Origin of the sequence: Bacillus cereus group sp. BfR-BA-01330 (assembly GCF_022663885.1) — a bacterium.
Lineage (GTDB): Bacteria > Bacillota > Bacilli > Bacillales > Bacillaceae_G > Bacillus_A > Bacillus_A cereus.
In genome coordinates this window covers 1-18,764 of the sequence record NZ_JAKUGK010000008.1, presented here as the reverse complement: position 1 = coordinate 18,764, position 18,764 = coordinate 1, and the positions used below count along the sequence as shown (strand labels likewise).

Below are 18,764 nucleotides of genomic sequence, written 5' to 3'. Positions count from 1 at the left end.
GTAGTGTAGTTAATGTGTGGTTTGTATGAAGTTTTAAGTTGTAATGGTATACTACCATATATACCCATATGTAAGAAACACATTACAGAATGTTGTAGAACAAGCAATTGTAGAGAGACTAATACTTTATGATTTTTAGGGGGAATATCAATGTTATCTTTTATCAAAGTAGTAAATAAGCAGTATGAAGAGAAATTTTATACTTATGAATATGCTATAGGCATGAACAACGGAGCATTGCTTGAAGAATTATATGATACGAAAAATAAATTCTATTGTACGTGTAACCCTAAGTATCCGGTGGAAATGGCTATTGGCCACAAGAAAAATTATTATCTACAAACATTTCCTGGACAAAAAAATAATCATATGGAGGGTTGTATTTTTTATGGAAACAGCTCTATTAAGCCAACTGATTATAGAACCGGTTGGAATGAAGATGAAGATGGAGATATTATTGTAGAATTAGAGAGCTCGACTTATAAAGAGAGTAAACAAGAAGGAACTCCATCTGCTTCGACTGGCAACACAACTGAATCTACGGCAATAAAAAAACACAAATTATCAATTCGTGAATTAGCAAAAAAATTACTTTTAAATGCTTGGGACCAGTATATACATATTGAAGGGCATAAAACATATCCTACTTTACCTATAATTTTTAAACAACTGGTGGACTATCAAGCTAGCAAGACTTATTTAAATAAAAAAAAGACGGTGTCATTAAAGTCCATCATGTATAAAGGTGGGAAAGTAGGAAGTATCTATCACATACTAGACAAAATGAAAGAAAAAACTGGTGTCTTCTTCCTATTGGAATATGTTTCCCATGAGAAAATCAATGAAGATATAAGTAGCATTACAGGTAGGTTCCCTTCAGAAAAGGCGGATAATACAGTAAGTTTTATCGTAAAAAATAAAATGTTAGAAAGTGCGCAATTAAGTAACCGAGTTTCTAATGGACCAACAGTCATCACAGGTTTTGTATCTCAAAAAGGCTTCAAACAGTACCACATCATGAGTCTTGGTATTTTATCAATTAACACATATGGTGTTGTTGTAGAAAGCTCTCATGAGCGCGAGCTTTATGATCGTATTTGCCAGGAGCAAAGGTTAGTAAAAAGAACTTACGACCCAAAATATCATCCGCATAGTTGGCTTGGTTTGAAACCGGATGGTCTCTTTATTGATACTGAAATACCAACAATTATCGAGGTTTTTGGTATGTCTGAGAATATGGACTCGTATCATATAGAACGTGATTTTAAATTAAAACACTTTAGTAGCTTAGAACCTAATTATAGTTTTTGGTATTGGGATGCTTATAAGGGAGATACAATACCAAATTTCCCACCGATTAATAATCATAATTGAAAAGAATGAATTCCTTCTATCATATCAAATTTATTCAAATGTTCGTTTGTTATTAACAACAAGATAAAAGCCCTCCTTTAATTAGGAGAGCTTCTATCTTTCATATAAGTGAATTCGATTTTATGATTTTAAAAATGAACGTCGTCTGTTATACCCCTATAACGCTGACTTTATTTATACTAATGTATATAACGGAAATCAATATTATAGTAAGGGGTAGATTCCCCCTGCTGTCCTTCTTTTTAAGAATAATAATATCATAAAAATTATATTTAAATATATATAGTTTTACAAATTTAATTATTATATACTTATACAAGTGATTTAGCTCTTTCTAAGAGTTGAAATTACGTTATATATAAGGAGTGGTTTGAATGAAAAACAAATTTACGCGTATGATCATGTTAATAGTGGTAATGGCTTTATCAGTTACAGCACTTGCAGCATGTGGGAATAATCGTAATCCGGAAGAAGTTGCTACAGCATATTTTGAAGATGCAAAAGAAGGAAATGTTAAAGATTTTGGCGAGTTATTCACTCCTGAAGCGAAGAAAATCGTTGCTTTTGTGGGCGGAAATGCAGACCTAATGAAATCAGTTAGCGAGGATCTTAAAAGCTATAAAATTCGAAAAGTCGAAGAGAAAAATGAAATTGCTACAGTAACTGTTGATGCTGTATATAAAGGTAATCCCAAAAAAGTAATCGTAATTGAATTAGAGAAAACGGATGATGGTTGGAAAATTAGTAAATCATAAAAAAACGGTCTAGAATTCTAGGCCGTTTTTTAGTTCCCTCAATCTTCTTCTTCAAAATCACGTAGACTAGCAAGTAATTCTGTAAATGTTGAGCAAACAGGATATATTGCTTCTTCTATGTTTTCCTCCTCATGCTCCCAAAATACTACTGTTGGTGATTCAGGATTGCTACGGTAATCAAAACACAGATGATTCCCAAATGAATCCTTGCCAAAAGGATATACTTTATTTGCTAATCTATCTTTTATATCATCATAAACTTGAATGATTGAATTTCTACTTTCTAAATCAAAAGTTAAAAGCTTACTAAATACATTCTCATCCTGTCCAGGTACATCAAATATTTTGGGTCTTGGATAACCACTATCATATTTTTTTACACATTCTACAAAATCCATAGGGAATTTAATATTGAAATATTGTTCTACTTTCCGAATGTTTTCATCTGTAATCTCTTTTTTATTTACTCCAATCCAAGTAACGTTGCTCATATATACTCCTCCTTACTTATCGCTGTCTTTTCCCCAAATTTTATATCCACCTGTGTGACCTGTTTTCCTATGTGTTTCATAATCAACAAGTTGCATTCGTCCTGCTTCTTGATGATGATGCCATGTATAATTTTCTGGCACCTCACCTAGTTTAAATAACTCTATTTCTTCTTCTGTGAATTTTACAGCTAATTTAGGGTCTTTCATTATTTGTTCGTATAATGCTTTACTACATATTCTATCATGTGTTGGTCTAGACTTTTTAAAATCAGCTTCTTTTAATTTAACTTCAGAAACGGGTTTAAAGATAGGAAAGCCATCTAAATCATACGGAATGCCTGTAACTGGATGTTTATTTCCCGCTAACTCACCCAATCTTAATCTTATTGTTTTCGGACCATTTGGACCCTCATAAGTATATGGAGCTGCTTTCTGTAAGTACTGTTTAATACTACCGACTCCCGCATATGAAAGGTGATTTCCAGCCTTGAATTCATAGTTGTTTAATATATGTAATGCATTTCTGTATGCCGGAGAATTAATTACAAGTGATTTTCCTTTAGTAAAACCTGTAATAGCAGCTACCTTCCCAACTTGTCCTGCTTTACTAAGACCTTTATCACCCAGAAACCCGAGTCCTAACGTTGCTATACCATAAGCTACATAATGCTCTCTACTTTCCATATCCCCATTCCAAAATTTATTCATAAATGTATCTGATACAGTGTTCCATGCAGCAGGAATTGTCTCCCTATAGTTTACAATCGCATCTCGCATATTAAGCCAGGTTTCTTTATCACCTAAGGATATCAGTCCTTCCCACGCATCCACTGCACCATCTACAAAACCAGTAGAAATACCAGTCCACGCAGCATTTAAATCTTTTTTATTGAAAAATGACTCTTCTGATTTTGGAGGGAGTTTTCCGCACATGGCACCTTCTTGAATATCAGAGTCAACTAAAATTCCGTCATACAATTCATCTGCTTCTCGGAATTTAACAGCTGCACGTTCTAATTCTACTGCAATCTTATCTAATTCTTGCAAGATGTTAAACATCATTGGCTTTGCTTCATTAAACATCTGATAGAAACGATCACTGCTTGCTCCGCTCCACTGAGAAGCTATATATTCAGTTTGAGAGTATAAATCTTTATGTATAAATCTTTATGTATATATTCTAATGATGATCTCGTATTTCTTACTGTTTTAGCAGCTTGTTCTAATTGTTCCGGTGTTACCTTTATTTGTGTGCTCATTCCATCCCTTCTTTTCTTATATATTATGAAAATTATAACATATCATTATTTCATTAATGGTTATCATTTGAAAATATCCGTTCCTAAAAGTGAAAGGATGTCCCATCATAAAAACAACCCTAATTCCTAATGAGAAATTTGGGCTGTTTCTGTTATAAATATGCTTTGTTTTATATTTTTTCATAGACTTCTTTCTTTGATTACTGCCAATGGATCTTGGTTATCTCAAGATTTCTAAATAAAAAAACGGGATAAACCCCTTAAATAATCGATTTTTCCAAACTAGCACTATATTAAAATTGTTAGTAAAATATTCCATTTATCTAATAATTTGTTATAATCGTATTTAATGAGAATTATTGTTATAATTTTACAAATTTATGATGTATTCTCCTATCCAAAAAATGAAACATAATGCTACAAAGCCAACAAGATTTATCATTACTTCCTTTTTTGTAGGTCTGTCTCTAAATATAAAAGCAGATAAAAATAACAAAAACGCCATTCCATACAACCACCAAACTGTACGAGATATGCTAAACAACCCTATAGACAGTGCAACTACAATAATCACGTAAATACGTTCATTTTTTGAAGTAATCTTACTAAACATATTGACTCATACCTCCTATTTTTAGAAAGTAATTACTTTTCAGAGAATGACTGTATAATATATTGTATTAAATTTCTTATACAAATGAAAGGGGATTATTATGAAAAAAACATTATTAGCAGGAAGTTCTTTGGTTTTATTACTAAGCTCAGGTTTTGCATTTAGTTCAACAACGCAAGCAGCAGAGAACAAGGCAGAAAATTCACCTGTAGTTTCTTACAACCAGGATGTATCAAAAGAAAATAGAGCAATTGATATTAGTTCATTACCTCAACAAGATTTAGACTCTTTATTCCTAAATGGACAAGCTCCATTTAATCCAATAACACCTAAAGATTCGGATCAAATTCAATATGTTCACCCAACAGCTGGTACGTTCAACTGGAAATATGTAACGACAACTTATGGAAACAATGTATTTTATAATGCCTCATATCGTTTTATGGTTAACGCAGCTATAGCAGGTTTAGGTGCTGGGGTTATAGCGAAAATTGGAAATACGTTTGCTTCTGGTGTAGCTGGGTATGTAATAGGCGGACTATCCCTTCCTAAAAGTAAAAACTATTGGTGGACTGTACAAAAATGGCAGGATCAAGATGCATACAATGTTTATATTAAATACAACATTAAAGTGTATTCTGATTCTGGTCGTACAAAATTAGTCGATTCTTATACTGAGCAGTTTGCACAAAGATATAGATAATACCATTGCCGTAAAATATATTAAAGACTATCTATCAAGTGGGTTTGCTTGTTTTCAAAATAAGCAAACCCTTCACTATAAAACCACTCTTAGTTTTTATACCATTTATATTATGAATCACAGTATAAACCTCTTAATTTAGTTGTGGGTTTGAAAAAAGATGAACCGTTTATAAAAAAGTTGCACCTTTTGCACCTTTGGATATGCTTTATCTGAAGGGGTTCCTATGGTAAAAGTAATATAAGGTTATACGAACGGGCTATTTTGTTGAAGTATTAAGGGGAAACAAGTAATTGCTTGCGTCGTACAAAGGGGTGCTGGGGTGAATGTAATTGCGTGGTTAATCGTTGCATGTGAAATAGGGTTTTGGGTTGTTATCACTTTAGGTCTATTCACACGATATATCCTTAAAAGAAATAAACTAGGATTGTTTTTGCTAGCCTTGACACCTGTCATTGATTTAATTTTATTGGTTGCTACGGGTGTAGACTTGTATCGTGGTGCGACTGCTACCAAAGTGCATGCAATTGCTGCTGTGTATATTGGAGTCTCTATTGCATACGGTAGAAGTATGATTGAATGGGCTGATATACGTTTTCAATATTATGTAATGAAACAAGGATCGAAACCAGTTAAAAGATTTGGCATCGATTATGCGAAACACTACTTTAAAAGTTGGGGACAACATGTGCTTGCCTTTCTAATAGGTGCTGGTACTTTACTCGTCCTAATCTATTTAATTAACGATTTTTCCCGGACAGAAGTGTTGGTTGGGTTTCTAAAATTATGGACACTTGTGTTAGGTATTGATTTTGTGATTGCCATAAGCAATTTTATTTGGCCAAAAAGGGCAAAGGGGTAACAGTTTAATATACCGCAAACGGGCGCGATTGTTTAAGATCATCGGTAGCAAATGATAAAACTTTATTCCAAAACAACATTAGTCCCTCATATTTCCGAACGTTGACCAAAAAATAAAAATATGGTATGTTTACTTTAGATTAGTTATATATTGAATGCATATTCAGTATATATAAAGTATAGTACTTAACTGAATTGCATAAACTAAAAAAAGACGAGATGCTGTCAACATCCCGTCTCATAACTGCTACTGTCAAGGTGGCTGTTATTATGCATTATCTTTTTCTTTTAGACCCACGCTTGTACTTTGGTCGGTGAAGCGCGGGTTTTTTGTTGTCTTTTTTTTCGAATTGCTTTTTCAGTGCGTATGCTGAAACCTCACGCACAACTGCTCTTGCAATTTCTTTTAAAAGTTCAAACAAAAATTCCATGTTATATCACCCCCTTTCCTTCCAAATGGAAAGAAGGGATAATAACAAGCCCACCTTCACACGATATACAGTTATACTTCTATTTTATCATATTCCTATTCATTTAAATAGAGAATCCACAATGATACATTCATTTTCGAATAATCTAGTTTACTATAATTAAAATATGTTCACTTGAAGGTTTTTACACTTACTCTTAAATTTTATTAGAAATAGTAATTGTTTTTTGAATTTTATAATATTTATTTATCAAGTTTTAATGATTTTAAATATCTATGGTATATGTTACCATTTTATTAACCTATTAGTTACATTATTCTAATAAGTTAATAAAATAATAAGGGGGATTATTTATGTCAAAGTCAAAAATTAAAAAGATAGTTGGGGCGCTAAGTTTAACATCTGCATTACTTATTTCTGCAATGCCGGCAAGTGCTGGTTCAGGATTAATATGGGTTAGAGACAAATACCCTAATGCATATGAATTTGATTATAATGGCGCTAAGGGGACAGTTAAAATTTTTTACAGAGATAAAAAAGGGAATACTAAAACAAAGATAGAAAAATGCTATATGGATAACAACACATGTTATGTACCAGATAAATGATAAAAAAGCACTCAATTGGAGTGCTTTTTTTACCTTGAATAAAATCGTCTTAAATGTTTTATCGATCCCTCCACCATTTTCCATATATAGTATATATGTTACTTTTTTTGTATTTTAAGAAATTTTTTTTGGACATACTCAAAAAAAGGGCTCTCAAATTCGTTTATAAAGAGTATTGTTTATGTAGGCAATGCAATAAGATTTGAGACTTAAAAAACTCCTCAAAAACAAAAATAGACCCCTTATAACGTTTTTTCGTTTTTCAGGGATCTATTCTCTCTAGAATTCTATTCTTCTATTTCTTCTTTTACTTCTGCGGATAAAATGTCTTCAGCAAACTTCTTATAGCCATTATATCCTTTCTTTGCAGCCTTTTTCTTTATTGCTTCTACCACCTTTTCATCAAGATAGAGACTTAAATGCTGCTTTTTTTCTTTTAATTCCTCTTTTGATTTGTTTTCAATTTTTTCTTTGAAAACTTCCAAATCCTTTTTTAAGTACAATCGTTCAGTAGATTTCCCTTTAGCAATCTCTTTAAAGGGCAACAACCCATCTTTAGCTGCATTATGAACGTAAGTCTTAGACTTATTTAGAAATTCAGCTGCTTCTTTTAATGTTAAAGAGTCTTTGTATAATTCCTCTAACTTTTTTACATCTTCTTGCTCAAAACGATATCCACCATCTGCTTTCCAGGTGGCCATATTGATCGGTTCGATGTGTTTATACTTAATTAAATAGCCTAATTGATTTTTTGTTAAACCTACCCTATCGCATACCTCTTCTAAAGATAAATAGTCCATTTCTCACCTCATCCGAAACTTTCATTCTAGCTGTTGTTTAAATTTTCTCAGTTGATACTTTGTTAAACCTGTTTCTTTTACTACATCCGTGATTGAGTACTCCTTATACTGAAGATACTTAAATGGATTTTCCATATAACGTTCTCGCACCTTATTAAAGGTACTCTTTTTCGATAAAGAATTCAATTGCTCTCCTTTCTCTCGGATGGAATCGAAAATGGGACAACCTTTACAATGTTTGTAGTTTCTCTGTTTTGCCTGTTCTTGCTCATCTGTACAATTCACTGATAGGTTATTCAGAGGGCAAATTGAACAATGGGTATCTTCTAAATTATGGATTTCTTGTAAAATTTTCAGACGAAGACTAGTCAAAAAAATCTCCTCCTACCGCGTTTGGATTGAAATGTACAAAAAATCAATTAAAAATTTCCATTATACATTATCTAAACAGAAACGTTAAATAAAAAGGTAAAAATATATATTTAAACATTTCATTCTATACCAAAATAAATAATGCGTTTATTGTGGTATAATTAGAATCATAAAAATTCATATAAAAATATATATGTGTCTTTTCATTCTATTAAATTGTGCATAAATTTGAATATTATAAATTACAAACATAATATTCAACTTGTAAAATCCAAATCAGATTTTTTGATAGCAGTCATTTCGAAAAAATTATGGGTATGGGTATTCGAAATATTGATTATTCCCAATTAAGCGAAGAATCATTAGTTTATTTATTTTTACACGATGCGCCTTCTTTAACGAAAAAAAGAAGTGAGCAAACAAAAAAACTTTATCTGCACAATCTTTCTCATTTTCTTCAATATATAAAAGAAACAATTGGAACCATTAAGGAGTTATCCCATAATAAGATGGAAATCTATTTCTATCAACTAAGTAAGAAGTATGCGGCCACCACATTACGTCGAAAGAAAACAGTGGTTCAGCAGTTTTTAACGAATTTCCCGAAAGAATTCTCCTTCCTCAAGCGTGTGAAGGGGAGCCCAACGGTAGCTGGGAGATGAATTTCGGTTTGGCGTAGCCAAAAGGTTTTCCTTTTTATTTTGCCTCTGATATAGTCAGTCTTATAAATTATAAAGGCTGGTATATAAATGAAATTAGATAGTAATAACCATTCAGTATTCTTGTTGTATTATCATCTTGTGTTGGTCGTGAAATACAGAAGAAATGTGTTTGATGATGATATGTCAGACTATGCAAAAGATATGTTTGTTCGACTATCTGAAAACTATAACATCACATTAGTTGAATAGGATCATGTTGGTTTAAGTCAAAGAAAAAGACATCTATATAGATGTCTTTTTCTTTATAATGTAATAAGAAGAATGTTATTATTTAACTAATTGTTGCTGGATTTCTTTAATTAAAAATTCAGCCCCTTCAGGACTAAGAACAATTTGTCCATTAGCTAATGAAATGTTTTTTTCTGAAATATCACCAGTTATTGCACAAGCATCATATGACTTGTATTTTTGTAATATTATTTTTTCACCTTCTACAAATATTTCTAAAGGTTCTTTTTCTGCAATTCCTAACGTTGTTCTTAACTCTTTCGGAAGAACGATTCGTCCTAATTCATCTACTTTTCTTGTAACACCTGTTGATTTCATATTTATACCACCTTTTATTTTTTCTAGCTAATAATCACATATGAGCAAGCGGATTTAATGCTGTTTTTCCACTATCATCTGCATATAATACTACAATTATATCTCTAAATTCCTTTGTCGTCTTTTACCGCGTTTTCTCTTTCTTTAGCTTCTAACATAAATTGAGCGTAAGTCATTATCTTTTCTAGTTCATTTTTGGAAGCATTATAATCTTTAATATAACGTTCTTTTCTTCCTGGACTCATATATTTATTTTTTTCATTTCGTTTATTGTTTCTATATTCATGACTTTTCGTTTTCCCTTTTTCTCATATAAGAGTTTTAGATGTATAGCTAGGCCTATACTCCAAAGAGTAAAACCGATAATGAAAGATAGTAATAGATGTGCTGAAAGAGAATGATTAATAATAATGAAATAGAGAAAATAAATAATCGAGATTGCAAACAAAAATGAATTATAGTATTTTTGTATATTTTTGTATTTATGTATTTTTAGTTCGTGTTGTTTTTTTCTCATTTCAAGGGTCTCTAACATATATAATTTATCTCCTTTTAAATTAGGCCAGTTGGTGTTTTTTACTATCCCTTTTTAATATAAGTAAGGGAGCGATTACTGTTGAAAATGACAAAAGGAGATGCAATACTCCGTTTGCTGACAGAAATTAAATTAGAGCTGAAGGAAACAAAAGAAGCTATTGAAAAATTAGATGAGAGATTAGAGAAAATAGAAAAGCAAACACTTTCTACAAATTCATCTAAACCTGCTCTAAATACTCGAAAAGAAAAAGATTGGAAATATCCTTCTAAGATGAAATGAATTAGAGGGATATTTTTCATTTTAGAATAGGTGGAAACAAGTAGAAAATCTAGAATAGGTACTTTTCATCATTTAATAGAGATGTTACAATATAAACTGTACGATGAACATGATTTTCTTTCTTACTACCACACAGAAATTGTCCCCTAGCTCTTGCTAGGGCTTTTTCTATTCACAATATTAATTGCATCATAGGTATACACACGTTATAATAGTCACCTAATTACATATGAAGAGGTGCAAAAAATGAATAAGACAGAATTAACAAAAGTAGTAGCAGAAAAAGCTGAACTTACACAAAAGGATGCAGCTACAGCAACACAAGCTGTTTTAGATACAATAACAAATGCGCTAGTAAATGGAGAAAAAGTACAAATTCTTGGTTTTGGCACATTTGAAGTACGTGAAAGATCTGCACGTACAGGACGTAACCCACAAACAGGTGAAGAAATGCAAATCGCCGCTTCAAAGGCACCTGCTTTTAAAGCTGGAAAAGAATTAAAAGCAGCAGTGAAATAATTATACATAATCAAAAGGGTTTGATATTCATATCAGCCCTTTTTTATTAGCCTTGTTAGGAAATTGCTAGCAAAGCCACACTAAGAAAAAAACTAGCCCCTACAAGAGAGGCTAGTTTAAGTAAAATTCGTTATTAAAAGTAAATTAATATACAGGAATTAGTTATAGTGAACGCACCCAATTCGTTAACGAGCCTACACTACTTCCTGAAATTGCTGTTCGTGCAGAATAAGGAGCTATCTGTGATGTTGAAGCGCGTATTGCGTCCTTGAGCGATTGAATTCGCCGACTGTTTATTGGAATCTTTTGGCATATCCATTTGTTAAATTCGTTTGTTTCCATAAAAAATAAAGTTTTATTCAACAATCGCGACCGTTTCCTTAATACCAAGTGTGGTTCACAAAGTTACTCTTGACTTAGTTTAGTGTAATTATTTTGAATGAAATCTGTCATTTTTTCATCATAATCAGGGTAATTAAAATCTAATAAAGATGCAACTTTTTTAGAATAGGCTCTAAACATATCACAACATAACTTAAAGGATCCCCAGGATTCTTTATAACCAGATTGACTAAAAGTTTTTATTAGTTTTTCTAACTCTTCTTCGGGAAGATAATTACCAATAAATTTATAGTTCTTGCCAACACTAAAATTAAATCCTTCTCTTATACCAACTTCCCATGACATCATTCGTAAGAGTTCAGGACGAAGAATTTGATTGAAATGGTCCAGTGCATAAAAAAGCTCTTTCCTATAAAAGCCTTTTGCTATATAAGCTGATACACACCAAAACTCATTACAGCAATCATCAAACTCTCGCTCAGATGGTTTTTCAATCCAATATTTCTTGTCATTTGGAACTATTTTTTCATTAATGCGTTTATCTTTGTCAATCAAAATTTCCACTAAACCATCTACGTCAGATAAATACTGATCTATTTCATTTAGAGGAATTAAAGTTAAATCAATCTTTATGCCATCATTAAAATACATAATATAGCTGAACCGATTTCCTAGCTCTGCTGGAAATAACTCCATATCTTCTGGTTTTTGCATAAAAATTAGGTCACTAAATATTTCGAGCCAATAATCATTTTTCTTATAAGACTCTATATCTGATACAAAAAAGGAAATATCATAATCTTGAAAATCATCTTTAGGAATGTTTTTGTTAGTCCTGGAACCCTCAAGAACTGATAATCTGATCCTATCATCATTCATAGCAATATTTTCAAAAAGAGCCATCATCTCATTTTCATTACGCATTTAAATTCCCCCTTTTCAATACCATAACATCACTACTATTTAGTGTTTTTTGTTAAATTATTCTGCTTCGTTACTTTTATACATTTCATCAAAATCTCATTCAACTGTTACTTAAATATCCATTCTGAATAGAGAAAATTATTCCAGAATATGACTCTAAAATTGAAAACGACCGCTTACCCTTGCTCCAGATAAGCGCCCTTTCGCTGAACGAATCCTTTTTCTTTGGCTAGGTGTTTTAGAGCATGAAGAGACATATGTCGTTGTAATTCTTCAGCAATCAGTTGAAGTGCGTCAAGAATCGAAAGATTCATAAAGAAACGCCATCCTTTCCTATGATTCTACAGAAAGAATAGCGTATTTTTCATTGGAGGGTAATTTAATTTCGTTAGATTAATAGCAATTTGGCGAGATTATAACACAATCATCTCTAAATGATAAATCATCACCAATTCAGTTAACTTTTTGATAGTAGGTATCACTGCAATTAATCAATTATTATACAGTAGCTAGTATATTATTTTTAGTCTCAGGTTGAATCATGTATGTAAGATCAAGGATGATTAAAGAAGATTCTTTATTTCAATAACTGAGTAATTGCTGCTTCAAAATCACATTTTCCATATCCTACATCAATAGCTACTTTCATCTGCTTTTCCATAACTTCACATACACTGGTATCAATGTTATTATCCTCTAATGTTTTCATTACCGTTTGGAGTCCATGCGTATGAACATCCAAGGATGCGACGGTAGCATCTTGGAATTTGCCAGTGTAGTTTTCTAGATTATCAGGCAAGTGGGTAACCAGTTGGTGACCCACCACTGGAAGTGCTACCTTAATATGTTTACAATACTCGGAGATAGGTAATTTGTTTCGTATACAAAGTGCTGAACCTAGCAGGGCAAACCAATAAAGACCAAATTGCAGAGCTGACGTGCTCATCTCAATTATTTCTGCAAAGCGAATGTCTGTCCCAACAAAATGTGGCGAAGAAAGTGCCGAAAGTTGATCTTCAATTTGGTCAAAAGCCTCCTTGGGGCCAGAATATACAAGATATGCGCGATGTGTGCCAATATCATGAGGATAACAAATAATCACACTTTCAAGGGCGATAGCGCCTCTGTCTTTAATCATTTGCTCAAAAATTCGGGCTTGAGTTGGGGTTGTTGTAGTAGTGTTTACAATGATTTTTCCTTTGATAGCTTTCGATTTGCATTGTTCAATAACCTGCGTTGCTATCTTATAATCTGGTAAGTTTAACAGAACGAAATCGCAATCTAGAGCGTCATCCAATGATAATTTGAACGTAGCTCCTTCAGCTACAAATGGCTTGGCTACCGTGGGATTTTTATCGACAATGGTAATAGTATGACCTGCTTTCATAAACGCGCGAATCAGAGCACTTCCCATAACACCACAACCAACTACAGTAATTTTTGACATAAGCGACCTCCAATATGATTTATTTAGTCCACTCGGACTAAATAAATCATATTACTCACATCAAACTTTGTCAAAGTTTTTTGAACAATCAAAAAATCACGGCGTAATATTTGCTAGCACAGCATCTATTCTTGACTCATCTATCTTTTCGTGAAGTGAATAAATAAGAAGCCCATCGATAATGATTAAAACTGCTTCTGCCTTATATACCATGTGGTCATCCTCGCCTCGATAAATCTCTTCCAAAACACGTATGATGGACTCTCTCCAATCGTTATAAACATTTTTGATTGCAGACCTTATTTCCGTATTGTATTGACCCATAGTGCTTATTTGCGTGAAAGCCCACGATTGTTTTTGATGACTTATCAAAACCATATCTTTGATGAAATGTTTTACTATCGTTTGTGAACTTTCGTTGAGATTGGCGTTATTTTGTTTATACTTTATGTACCAATGCTCAATCTCCGTTTTATATGAAATAGCAAAAAATTCGATATAAGCCAGTAGAAGTTTCTCTTTTGTATTAAAATAATAGTTGATTTTTGAATGAGCGATTTTGGCTTTTGCTGCGATATCTCGCATAGAAACCTTTAGAAGAGGCTTTTCCTCTAAACATTGCTGAAGTGCATGCAGTATTTCTTGCCGTACCTGTTCTCTGTCAACAATAAGTGGCATATCCTTCCTTCTCCTTTTCTAATTTAATGTGCCTGATATCTTTTTCCAATCGATACCTCAACACATGAGATTATAGCACATTATTGACCTGTTTGATCTTGAGCATTTTTACTTTTAGATCCCCATCAATCCAAGATTATATAACTTTAATTTCACGTTTTTTTCTTTTTTGAATATCCGTCCGATTTATTTAAAAATAGGAAAATCCCCATCACCATCCACTTAAGAAATTGATTGTTGTCCAAAACGAAAGAATTGAGCCGAATTCTCATGGAGAATTGTAAAAAGTTGAAATCTTCGCTATAGGGATAATTAAAAACCTTAGGTTGATGGGCATGTACGGTGACCCCTAATTACAAATGAAAGTGTCCTATTAATATTTCAAAAAACACTTAATCCCATCCTCCTGCCATATTTTTAATTAATCCCCTTGACTATAACGCTACGTCATAGTGCATAATTTTAACTATATTAAATAAGGAGTGAAAGAAATGAATATAAAATCATTACGCTCAGATAAAATATATCGAAAAATTTTACAAGCTCCAAAAGAGGAAAAGGTTGAGTTATACAGACAAGAAATGTTGGCCCCATTTATGGGGAAATGGGAAATTCAATATGTTCCATTTAAAGCTGAGGAGCCAAATGGTTTTGATGTTATTACATTGAATAATATAATGAGCATTTCTCCTAATCAGATTACAAATGAGATTACACCAGAATTAGAATTGATTTCGTCTGATTCTTTTTGGTCTGAGTGTAAAGAAGCTGTTAGGAAAAGCCTTCATTTATTTAGGGAGCATGATGTGAACCTTCGTGTATCCGATTACTTATTCACGATTCTATTAGGGGATCCAAATAGCCCTTCATTAATGTTAAATGAAGGATATAGTGGTGATGGAGGTATCCCTGGCTATATTTTGTGTACACTTGTGCCAAATGAATACACAATACCTCGAATGAAAGCGGCTTTAGCACATGAATGTAATCATAATGTTCGATATCAATTTATTCAGTGGGACCATACTGTTACTTTAGGTGAATTAATTGTTAGTGAAGGGTTAGCAGAAAACTTTGCTACTTCTATTTTTGGAGAAGATCTACTCGGTCCTTGGGTATCGAAAACAACTATGGAAATGCTTAATAGACGTATCAAACCCGTGCTTAAGGATCAATTACAATTAACAGGATTTGATAAAATTGCACCGTATCTTTATGGTGATGAATTAGCAAAACTTCAAAACTATATACCAGTCAATATGCCTTATGCTGCTGGTTATGCCTGTGGATACTATTTAATTAAATACTATTTAGAAAAAACAGGTAAAAATATCTTTGAAGCCACAATAACTCCTGCCAATCAAATACTAGATGAAATAAAGGAATTTTGGGATGAAGAAACAATTATTAAAGGTTAAAGATATTGTCCAAATTACAGGCATAACAAAAAGAACCTTACAATATTATGATAAAATAAATTTATTAAAGCCAATTTACTTAACAGAAAATGGTTATCGACTCTATGACAGAAACAGTTTAGCAAAACTTCAAACGATTCTATTTTTTAAGGAAATGGACTTTTCTCTAAAGGAAATTGCGGATATTTTGAAACTTACAAGAGAAGAACAGCAACAATTATTAAAGAAGCATAACCAAACTTTATTGTTAAAAAAACAACGTTTAGAAACAATTATTACTGTGGTGGATGAGTATGTATCAGGAAAGGATATCTACAATTTAAATATTTTTAATAATTCATCCATTTTATCATTACAAGAACAATATGCTCATGAAGCGAAATTCATCTATGGAGAAACAGAAAAATACAAAGAATTTGAGGGGAAACTGAAAAAACACTCTCCTAGTGAAAAAGCGAACTTATTTCATGAATTCGAACAAAACATGGAAAGAATATTTAGAAAAATTGCCTCCTATATTAATCAATCACCTACTTCCGATGAAGTACAGCAATTAATTGTAGAATGGAAAAGTTATCTCGAACAATCTATTGTATGTGACTCTGAAATGTTGACATGTATTGCAAATACGTATAAATTTGATAATCGATTCAAAAATTATATAAATCAATTTAGTAATGAAGACTTAGCTGAATTTTTATATAACGCCATTATACATTATACCAATAAATAGAAGCGTTAATTTCATACTTTTATAATACAACATATAAATAAAAGATGGTGTGAATTAAAATTTCACACCATCTTTTTAAATAATTTTATTTGTTTTGAAACGACTTTATTATCACTCACCCCCAGAACGGAATTTTGTGCTAACTTGTAGTAAAAAAGCTCATTTTTTCGCTTTGGGGTGGATTTATTTTCTTAAGTTGATGGACATGGGGTAGCACCATACATCCATCAATTTAACAAATTTAAATATGTCCAAAACAAAAAATTATACATTTTCACCTGGAGATGCTAATTTTATCGTTTTGGGGTACTATAAAGTCTTAGTTTTATAACAATGTGGCGATAACTTTAACTAAAATCAAGTTGTATAAGGTACTTTTAATCAACCTTTATTCCAAAACTATAAATAATTTAATCACCAAAGGTACTAATGTCGGATCTTAGGTTAGAAAATAACTGGTAGATTTGCAAGGGAACGAATTTTACTATGGTTATAAATCAATTGATCCGCTTCGATTGCTAGGCGAAGATTAGGTAGCCGCTTTAACAAAGTGCCTAATGCAATTTGTCCTTCTAAACGCGCCAACGGAGCTCCTAAACAGTGATGTATACCAGCCCCAAAGGCTAAATGGTTATTCTCCTCCCGTGAAATATTTAATTCCTCTGGATAAGGAAATATGTTTGGATCAATATTTGCAGCAGTCAGGGAGAGTAGAACTAATTCGCCTTTACGAATCCTATTTCCATGTATTGTCACATCTTCACTAGCAAAACGGCTACTACACATAATTGGGCCAGCATAGCGTAATAGTTCGTCGACAGCGGAAGGCAGCAGAGAAGGATTTTGCCCTAGTAAATTCATTTGTTCAGGATGTTGAAGTAACGCTAGTACACCATTACTAATTAGATTAACTGTCGTTTCATGTCCAGCGATAATGAGCAGCCAAATTGTCGAAAGAAGCTCGTTCTTACTCAACTTGTCTTCTTGTTCTTTTGCTTGAACTAGCGCGCTTATCAAATCATCACTAGGATTTAGGCGTTTTTCGTTAAACAATACTTCAATATAATTAATAAACTTTTCAAGTGTTGCTGTCACTGCAGTCCCTTGACCAGGATCCACTGAGGCGTTCATCAGTTCTTGTGTCCATGCGCGAAACTGATTTCGATCATTGGCGGGAATCCCAAGCATCTCTGAAATGACTATAATGGGTAGTGGGTAAGCAAAGTCTGCAATAATTTCCATCTTTCCTTGTTCCTGTACAACATCCAACAATTCGTCGGCAATTTGCTGAATACGAGGACGAAGGTCCTCAATCATACGTGGTGTGAAGGATTTAGAGACTAGCCGACGTAGGCGAGTATGATCAGGGGGATCTACCGTAAGCATATTCGGCATATTCATAAGCCATTCAAATAGCTTACTCACTGCTGTATTCTCCTCAATAGGATTCTGCTTATCACGAGGCGGTGTGAATTTTCGTAAATCTTTGATAAAACGGGAATCTTTCAAAATTGCAACCACATCATCATAGTGAAATGCAACCCATGCCCCTCCCATGCCATAAAAGTCATCAATGTGAAAGAAACGCTTTTGTTGCTCCATGAGGTTTTTATAAAACATAATGGGATTACGCATAGTTTCCGGCGAGTTCAAATCGTTAAAAGTTAGTTTTTTCATTAGTTTCCTCCTTATCAGTATAACTATTGAATGCTTTAACATTAACCCTAATCTTTACCGTACTATTCTATGACCGCTCATGTTACAAAAATGATATATCTAATTCATAGAACGATTCTGTTGCAATGTTTCTCAAGAAATCAATATAGATAAGGAAATATGACTAAATATTATGCAGGTATTAGGAATCAACATATCGTTAACAAGCAAAGATTTTGAAGTAACTCCATAATAAAAAAGTTCTGGAAGTCAAAACTCTACTGTTTTAAATATTTAAATTCTCCCTTATTATAGCAACGTTAGTACTAATCCAAGTTGACAGACATGTGACTTGACTCCTATGATAAAACTCAATTTGGTGAACAAGTATGATTTCGGATACATATCGGATGGATATTACATAAACTTGTGGATACATGGTTTTGGGATATAACTTGAACTACCCCCACTTTCACTTCGTTTAGAAGTGAGGGATTCCTAAGTAAAGAGTTCTATCGAACTCTAATTGATTAGGCTAACCCCGCAGTCCTTGCGGTTGGAAGCCTTATTGCTTCATTCTTTATATTGATACTTGCGTTAATATCCCTATCATGGTGTGTACAACAAGAAGGACAGTCCCATTCACGTAGGTTTAGATTTTTAACGTCTTTATTTTGATATCCACAACAAGAACA

21 protein-coding genes and 3 pseudogenes are annotated in these 18,764 nt (G+C 32.7%); 11 read left to right on the top strand and 13 right to left on the bottom strand.

Annotated elements, in window-relative coordinates; all coding sequences use genetic code 11:
- The first annotated feature begins 150 nt into the window (after nucleotides 1-150).
- A complete protein-coding gene (locus MR112_RS21965) occupies nucleotides 151-1,374 on the top strand; it encodes a DUF1173 family protein (RefSeq protein ID WP_242245301.1) in 1,224 nt (407 codons plus the stop codon).
- Nucleotides 1,375-1,748: 374 nt separating this feature from the next.
- Nucleotides 1,749-2,129 (top strand): DUF4878 domain-containing protein, encoded by a 381-nt coding sequence (locus tag MR112_RS21960; RefSeq protein ID WP_000790834.1) that lies wholly within the window; start codon nucleotides 1,749-1,751, stop codon nucleotides 2,127-2,129.
- Between the two features lie 38 nt (nucleotides 2,130-2,167).
- On the opposite strand, the gene MR112_RS21955 is transcribed toward MR112_RS21960, so the two are convergent.
- From MR112_RS21955 to MR112_RS21945, 3 genes and pseudogenes are all read right to left on the bottom strand, one after another.
- Nucleotides 2,168-2,620, bottom strand: coding sequence for an SMI1/KNR4 family protein (locus tag MR112_RS21955; protein WP_242245300.1), 453 nt, complete (start codon nucleotides 2,618-2,620; stop codon nucleotides 2,168-2,170).
- Nucleotides 2,621-2,632: 12 nt separating this feature from the next.
- Nucleotides 2,633-3,879 (bottom strand): annotated as a pseudogene (locus MR112_RS21950) (WXG100 family type VII secretion target).
- Between the two features lie 370 nt (nucleotides 3,880-4,249).
- The gene (locus MR112_RS21945) at nucleotides 4,250-4,492 is read right to left on the bottom strand and encodes a hypothetical protein (RefSeq protein WP_242245299.1); all 243 of its coding nucleotides are present in this window, start codon (nucleotides 4,490-4,492) and stop codon (nucleotides 4,250-4,252) included.
- A gap of 100 nt (nucleotides 4,493-4,592) precedes the next feature.
- Between MR112_RS21945 and MR112_RS21940 the strand changes: the two genes are divergently transcribed.
- Both MR112_RS21940 and MR112_RS21935 read left to right on the top strand, forming a co-directional pair.
- Nucleotides 4,593-5,195 carry a hypothetical protein gene (locus tag MR112_RS21940; RefSeq protein ID WP_242245298.1) on the top strand — a complete coding sequence of 201 codons (603 nt, stop codon included), beginning with the start codon at nucleotides 4,593-4,595 and terminating at the stop codon, nucleotides 5,193-5,195.
- Nucleotides 5,196-5,517: 322 nt separating this feature from the next.
- The gene (locus tag MR112_RS21935; RefSeq protein ID WP_242245297.1) at nucleotides 5,518-6,057 is read left to right on the top strand and encodes a hypothetical protein; all 540 of its coding nucleotides are present in this window, start codon (nucleotides 5,518-5,520) and stop codon (nucleotides 6,055-6,057) included.
- Nucleotides 6,058-6,331: 274 nt separating this feature from the next.
- Here MR112_RS21935 and MR112_RS21930 read toward each other — a convergent pair whose 3' ends face one another.
- Nucleotides 6,332-6,487: a hypothetical protein gene (locus MR112_RS21930; RefSeq protein WP_000394773.1), complete on the bottom strand. Its 156-nt coding sequence runs from the start codon at nucleotides 6,485-6,487 to the stop codon at nucleotides 6,332-6,334.
- A gap of 353 nt (nucleotides 6,488-6,840) precedes the next feature.
- On the opposite strand from MR112_RS21930, the gene MR112_RS21925 reads away from it, so the two are divergent.
- Nucleotides 6,841-7,095, top strand: coding sequence for a hypothetical protein (locus tag MR112_RS21925; RefSeq protein WP_000045595.1), 255 nt, complete (start codon nucleotides 6,841-6,843; stop codon nucleotides 7,093-7,095).
- Between the two features lie 287 nt (nucleotides 7,096-7,382).
- On the opposite strand, the gene MR112_RS21920 is transcribed toward MR112_RS21925, so the two are convergent.
- Both MR112_RS21920 and MR112_RS21915 read right to left on the bottom strand, forming a co-directional pair.
- Entirely contained in the window at nucleotides 7,383-7,895 is a 513-nt protein-coding gene (locus tag MR112_RS21920; protein WP_242245296.1) for a helix-turn-helix domain-containing protein, read from the bottom strand.
- 21 nt (nucleotides 7,896-7,916) lie between these two features.
- Nucleotides 7,917-8,267 carry a zinc-finger domain-containing protein gene (locus MR112_RS21915; RefSeq protein ID WP_000202840.1) on the bottom strand — a complete coding sequence of 117 codons (351 nt, stop codon included), beginning with the start codon at nucleotides 8,265-8,267 and terminating at the stop codon, nucleotides 7,917-7,919.
- Between the two features lie 228 nt (nucleotides 8,268-8,495).
- On the opposite strand from MR112_RS21915, the pseudogene MR112_RS21910 reads away from it, so the two are divergent.
- Nucleotides 8,496-8,860: pseudogene (locus MR112_RS21910) on the top strand (site-specific integrase); the annotation flags it as partial.
- A 156-nt stretch (nucleotides 8,861-9,016) separates the two neighbouring features.
- Nucleotides 9,017-9,175 (top strand): annotated as a pseudogene (gene tnpA, locus MR112_RS21905) (IS200/IS605-like element ISBth16 family transposase); the annotation flags it as partial.
- A gap of 81 nt (nucleotides 9,176-9,256) precedes the next feature.
- On the opposite strand, the gene MR112_RS21900 reads toward tnpA, so the two are convergent.
- A complete protein-coding gene (locus MR112_RS21900; protein WP_149214589.1) occupies nucleotides 9,257-9,535 on the bottom strand; it encodes an AbrB/MazE/SpoVT family DNA-binding domain-containing protein in 279 nt (92 codons plus the stop codon).
- 622 nt (nucleotides 9,536-10,157) lie between these two features.
- On the opposite strand from MR112_RS21900, the gene MR112_RS21895 reads away from it, so the two are divergent.
- On the top strand, nucleotides 10,158-10,352 hold the full coding sequence (locus tag MR112_RS21895; RefSeq protein ID WP_242245497.1) for a hypothetical protein: 195 nt from the start codon (nucleotides 10,158-10,160) through the stop codon (nucleotides 10,350-10,352).
- A 246-nt stretch (nucleotides 10,353-10,598) separates the two neighbouring features.
- The gene (locus tag MR112_RS21890) at nucleotides 10,599-10,871 is read left to right on the top strand and encodes an HU family DNA-binding protein (protein ID WP_242245295.1); all 273 of its coding nucleotides are present in this window, start codon (nucleotides 10,599-10,601) and stop codon (nucleotides 10,869-10,871) included.
- Between the two features lie 405 nt (nucleotides 10,872-11,276).
- Here the strand turns inward: MR112_RS21890 and ant(6) are convergent, their stop codons facing one another.
- The 4 genes from ant(6) to MR112_RS21870 all read right to left on the bottom strand — a co-directional run bounded on the left by ant(6) (nucleotide 11,277) and on the right by MR112_RS21870 (nucleotide 14,262).
- On the bottom strand, nucleotides 11,277-12,137 hold the full coding sequence (ant(6), locus tag MR112_RS21885; RefSeq protein WP_242245294.1) for an aminoglycoside 6-adenylyltransferase: 861 nt from the start codon (nucleotides 12,135-12,137) through the stop codon (nucleotides 11,277-11,279).
- A gap of 176 nt (nucleotides 12,138-12,313) precedes the next feature.
- Nucleotides 12,314-12,451 carry a hypothetical protein gene (locus tag MR112_RS21880; RefSeq protein WP_242245502.1) on the bottom strand — a complete coding sequence of 46 codons (138 nt, stop codon included), beginning with the start codon at nucleotides 12,449-12,451 and terminating at the stop codon, nucleotides 12,314-12,316.
- 263 nt (nucleotides 12,452-12,714) lie between these two features.
- Nucleotides 12,715-13,584, bottom strand: coding sequence for an NAD(P)-binding domain-containing protein (locus MR112_RS21875; RefSeq protein ID WP_242245293.1), 870 nt, complete (start codon nucleotides 13,582-13,584; stop codon nucleotides 12,715-12,717).
- A 96-nt stretch (nucleotides 13,585-13,680) separates the two neighbouring features.
- Nucleotides 13,681-14,262, bottom strand: a complete 582-nt coding sequence (locus MR112_RS21870) for a TetR/AcrR family transcriptional regulator (protein ID WP_242245292.1) — start codon at nucleotides 14,260-14,262, stop codon at nucleotides 13,681-13,683.
- Nucleotides 14,263-14,753: 491 nt separating this feature from the next.
- Here MR112_RS21870 and MR112_RS21865 point away from each other — a divergent pair, with 491 nt between their 5' ends.
- A complete protein-coding gene (locus tag MR112_RS21865; RefSeq protein ID WP_242245291.1) occupies nucleotides 14,754-15,680 on the top strand; it encodes a DUF2268 domain-containing putative Zn-dependent protease in 927 nt (308 codons plus the stop codon).
- Entirely contained in the window at nucleotides 15,655-16,413 is a 759-nt protein-coding gene (locus MR112_RS21860; protein WP_242245290.1) for a MerR family transcriptional regulator, read from the top strand. Before MR112_RS21865 ends, MR112_RS21860 begins: the two co-directional genes overlap by 26 nt.
- Nucleotides 16,414-16,857: 444 nt before the next feature.
- On the opposite strand, the gene MR112_RS21855 is transcribed toward MR112_RS21860, so the two are convergent.
- Together MR112_RS21855 and MR112_RS21850 are read right to left on the bottom strand one after the other, a co-directional pair.
- Entirely contained in the window at nucleotides 16,858-18,090 is a 1,233-nt protein-coding gene (locus tag MR112_RS21855; protein ID WP_242245289.1) for a cytochrome P450 family protein, read from the bottom strand.
- Nucleotides 18,091-18,599: 509 nt separating this feature from the next.
- On the bottom strand, nucleotides 18,600-18,764 hold a 165-nt coding region (locus tag MR112_RS21850; RefSeq protein ID WP_242245496.1), incomplete at its 5' end, for a transposase.

Bases quoted from the DNA above. Each gene is read 5' to 3' on its own strand.
- MR112_RS21965 (WP_242245301.1), top strand. From the start codon at position 151: ATGTTATCTTTTATCAAAGTAGTAAATAAGCAGTATGAAGAGAAATTT.
- MR112_RS21960 (WP_000790834.1), top strand. From the start codon at position 1,749: ATGAAAAACAAATTTACGCGTATGATCATGTTAATAGTGGTAATGGCT.
- MR112_RS21955 (WP_242245300.1), bottom strand. From the start codon at position 2,620: ATGAGCAACGTTACTTGGATTGGAGTAAATAAAAAAGAGATTACAGAT.
- MR112_RS21945 (WP_242245299.1), bottom strand. From the start codon at position 4,492: ATGTTTAGTAAGATTACTTCAAAAAATGAACGTATTTACGTGATTATT.
- MR112_RS21940 (WP_242245298.1), top strand. From the start codon at position 4,593: ATGAAAAAAACATTATTAGCAGGAAGTTCTTTGGTTTTATTACTAAGC.
- MR112_RS21930 (WP_000394773.1), bottom strand. From the start codon at position 6,487: ATGGAATTTTTGTTTGAACTTTTAAAAGAAATTGCAAGAGCAGTTGTG.
- MR112_RS21925 (WP_000045595.1), top strand. From the start codon at position 6,841: ATGTCAAAGTCAAAAATTAAAAAGATAGTTGGGGCGCTAAGTTTAACA.
- MR112_RS21920 (WP_242245296.1), bottom strand. From the start codon at position 7,895: ATGGACTATTTATCTTTAGAAGAGGTATGCGATAGGGTAGGTTTAACA.
- MR112_RS21900 (WP_149214589.1), bottom strand. From the start codon at position 9,535: ATGAAATCAACAGGTGTTACAAGAAAAGTAGATGAATTAGGACGAATC.
- MR112_RS21895 (WP_242245497.1), top strand. From the start codon at position 10,158: ATGACAAAAGGAGATGCAATACTCCGTTTGCTGACAGAAATTAAATTA.
- MR112_RS21890 (WP_242245295.1), top strand. From the start codon at position 10,599: ATGAATAAGACAGAATTAACAAAAGTAGTAGCAGAAAAAGCTGAACTT.
- MR112_RS21880 (WP_242245502.1), bottom strand. From the start codon at position 12,451: ATGAATCTTTCGATTCTTGACGCACTTCAACTGATTGCTGAAGAATTA.
- MR112_RS21875 (WP_242245293.1), bottom strand. From the start codon at position 13,584: ATGTCAAAAATTACTGTAGTTGGTTGTGGTGTTATGGGAAGTGCTCTG.
- MR112_RS21870 (WP_242245292.1), bottom strand. From the start codon at position 14,262: ATGCCACTTATTGTTGACAGAGAACAGGTACGGCAAGAAATACTGCAT.
- MR112_RS21865 (WP_242245291.1), top strand. From the start codon at position 14,754: ATGAATATAAAATCATTACGCTCAGATAAAATATATCGAAAAATTTTA.
- MR112_RS21860 (WP_242245290.1), top strand. From the start codon at position 15,655: ATGAAGAAACAATTATTAAAGGTTAAAGATATTGTCCAAATTACAGGC.
- MR112_RS21855 (WP_242245289.1), bottom strand. From the start codon at position 18,090: ATGAAAAAACTAACTTTTAACGATTTGAACTCGCCGGAAACTATGCGT.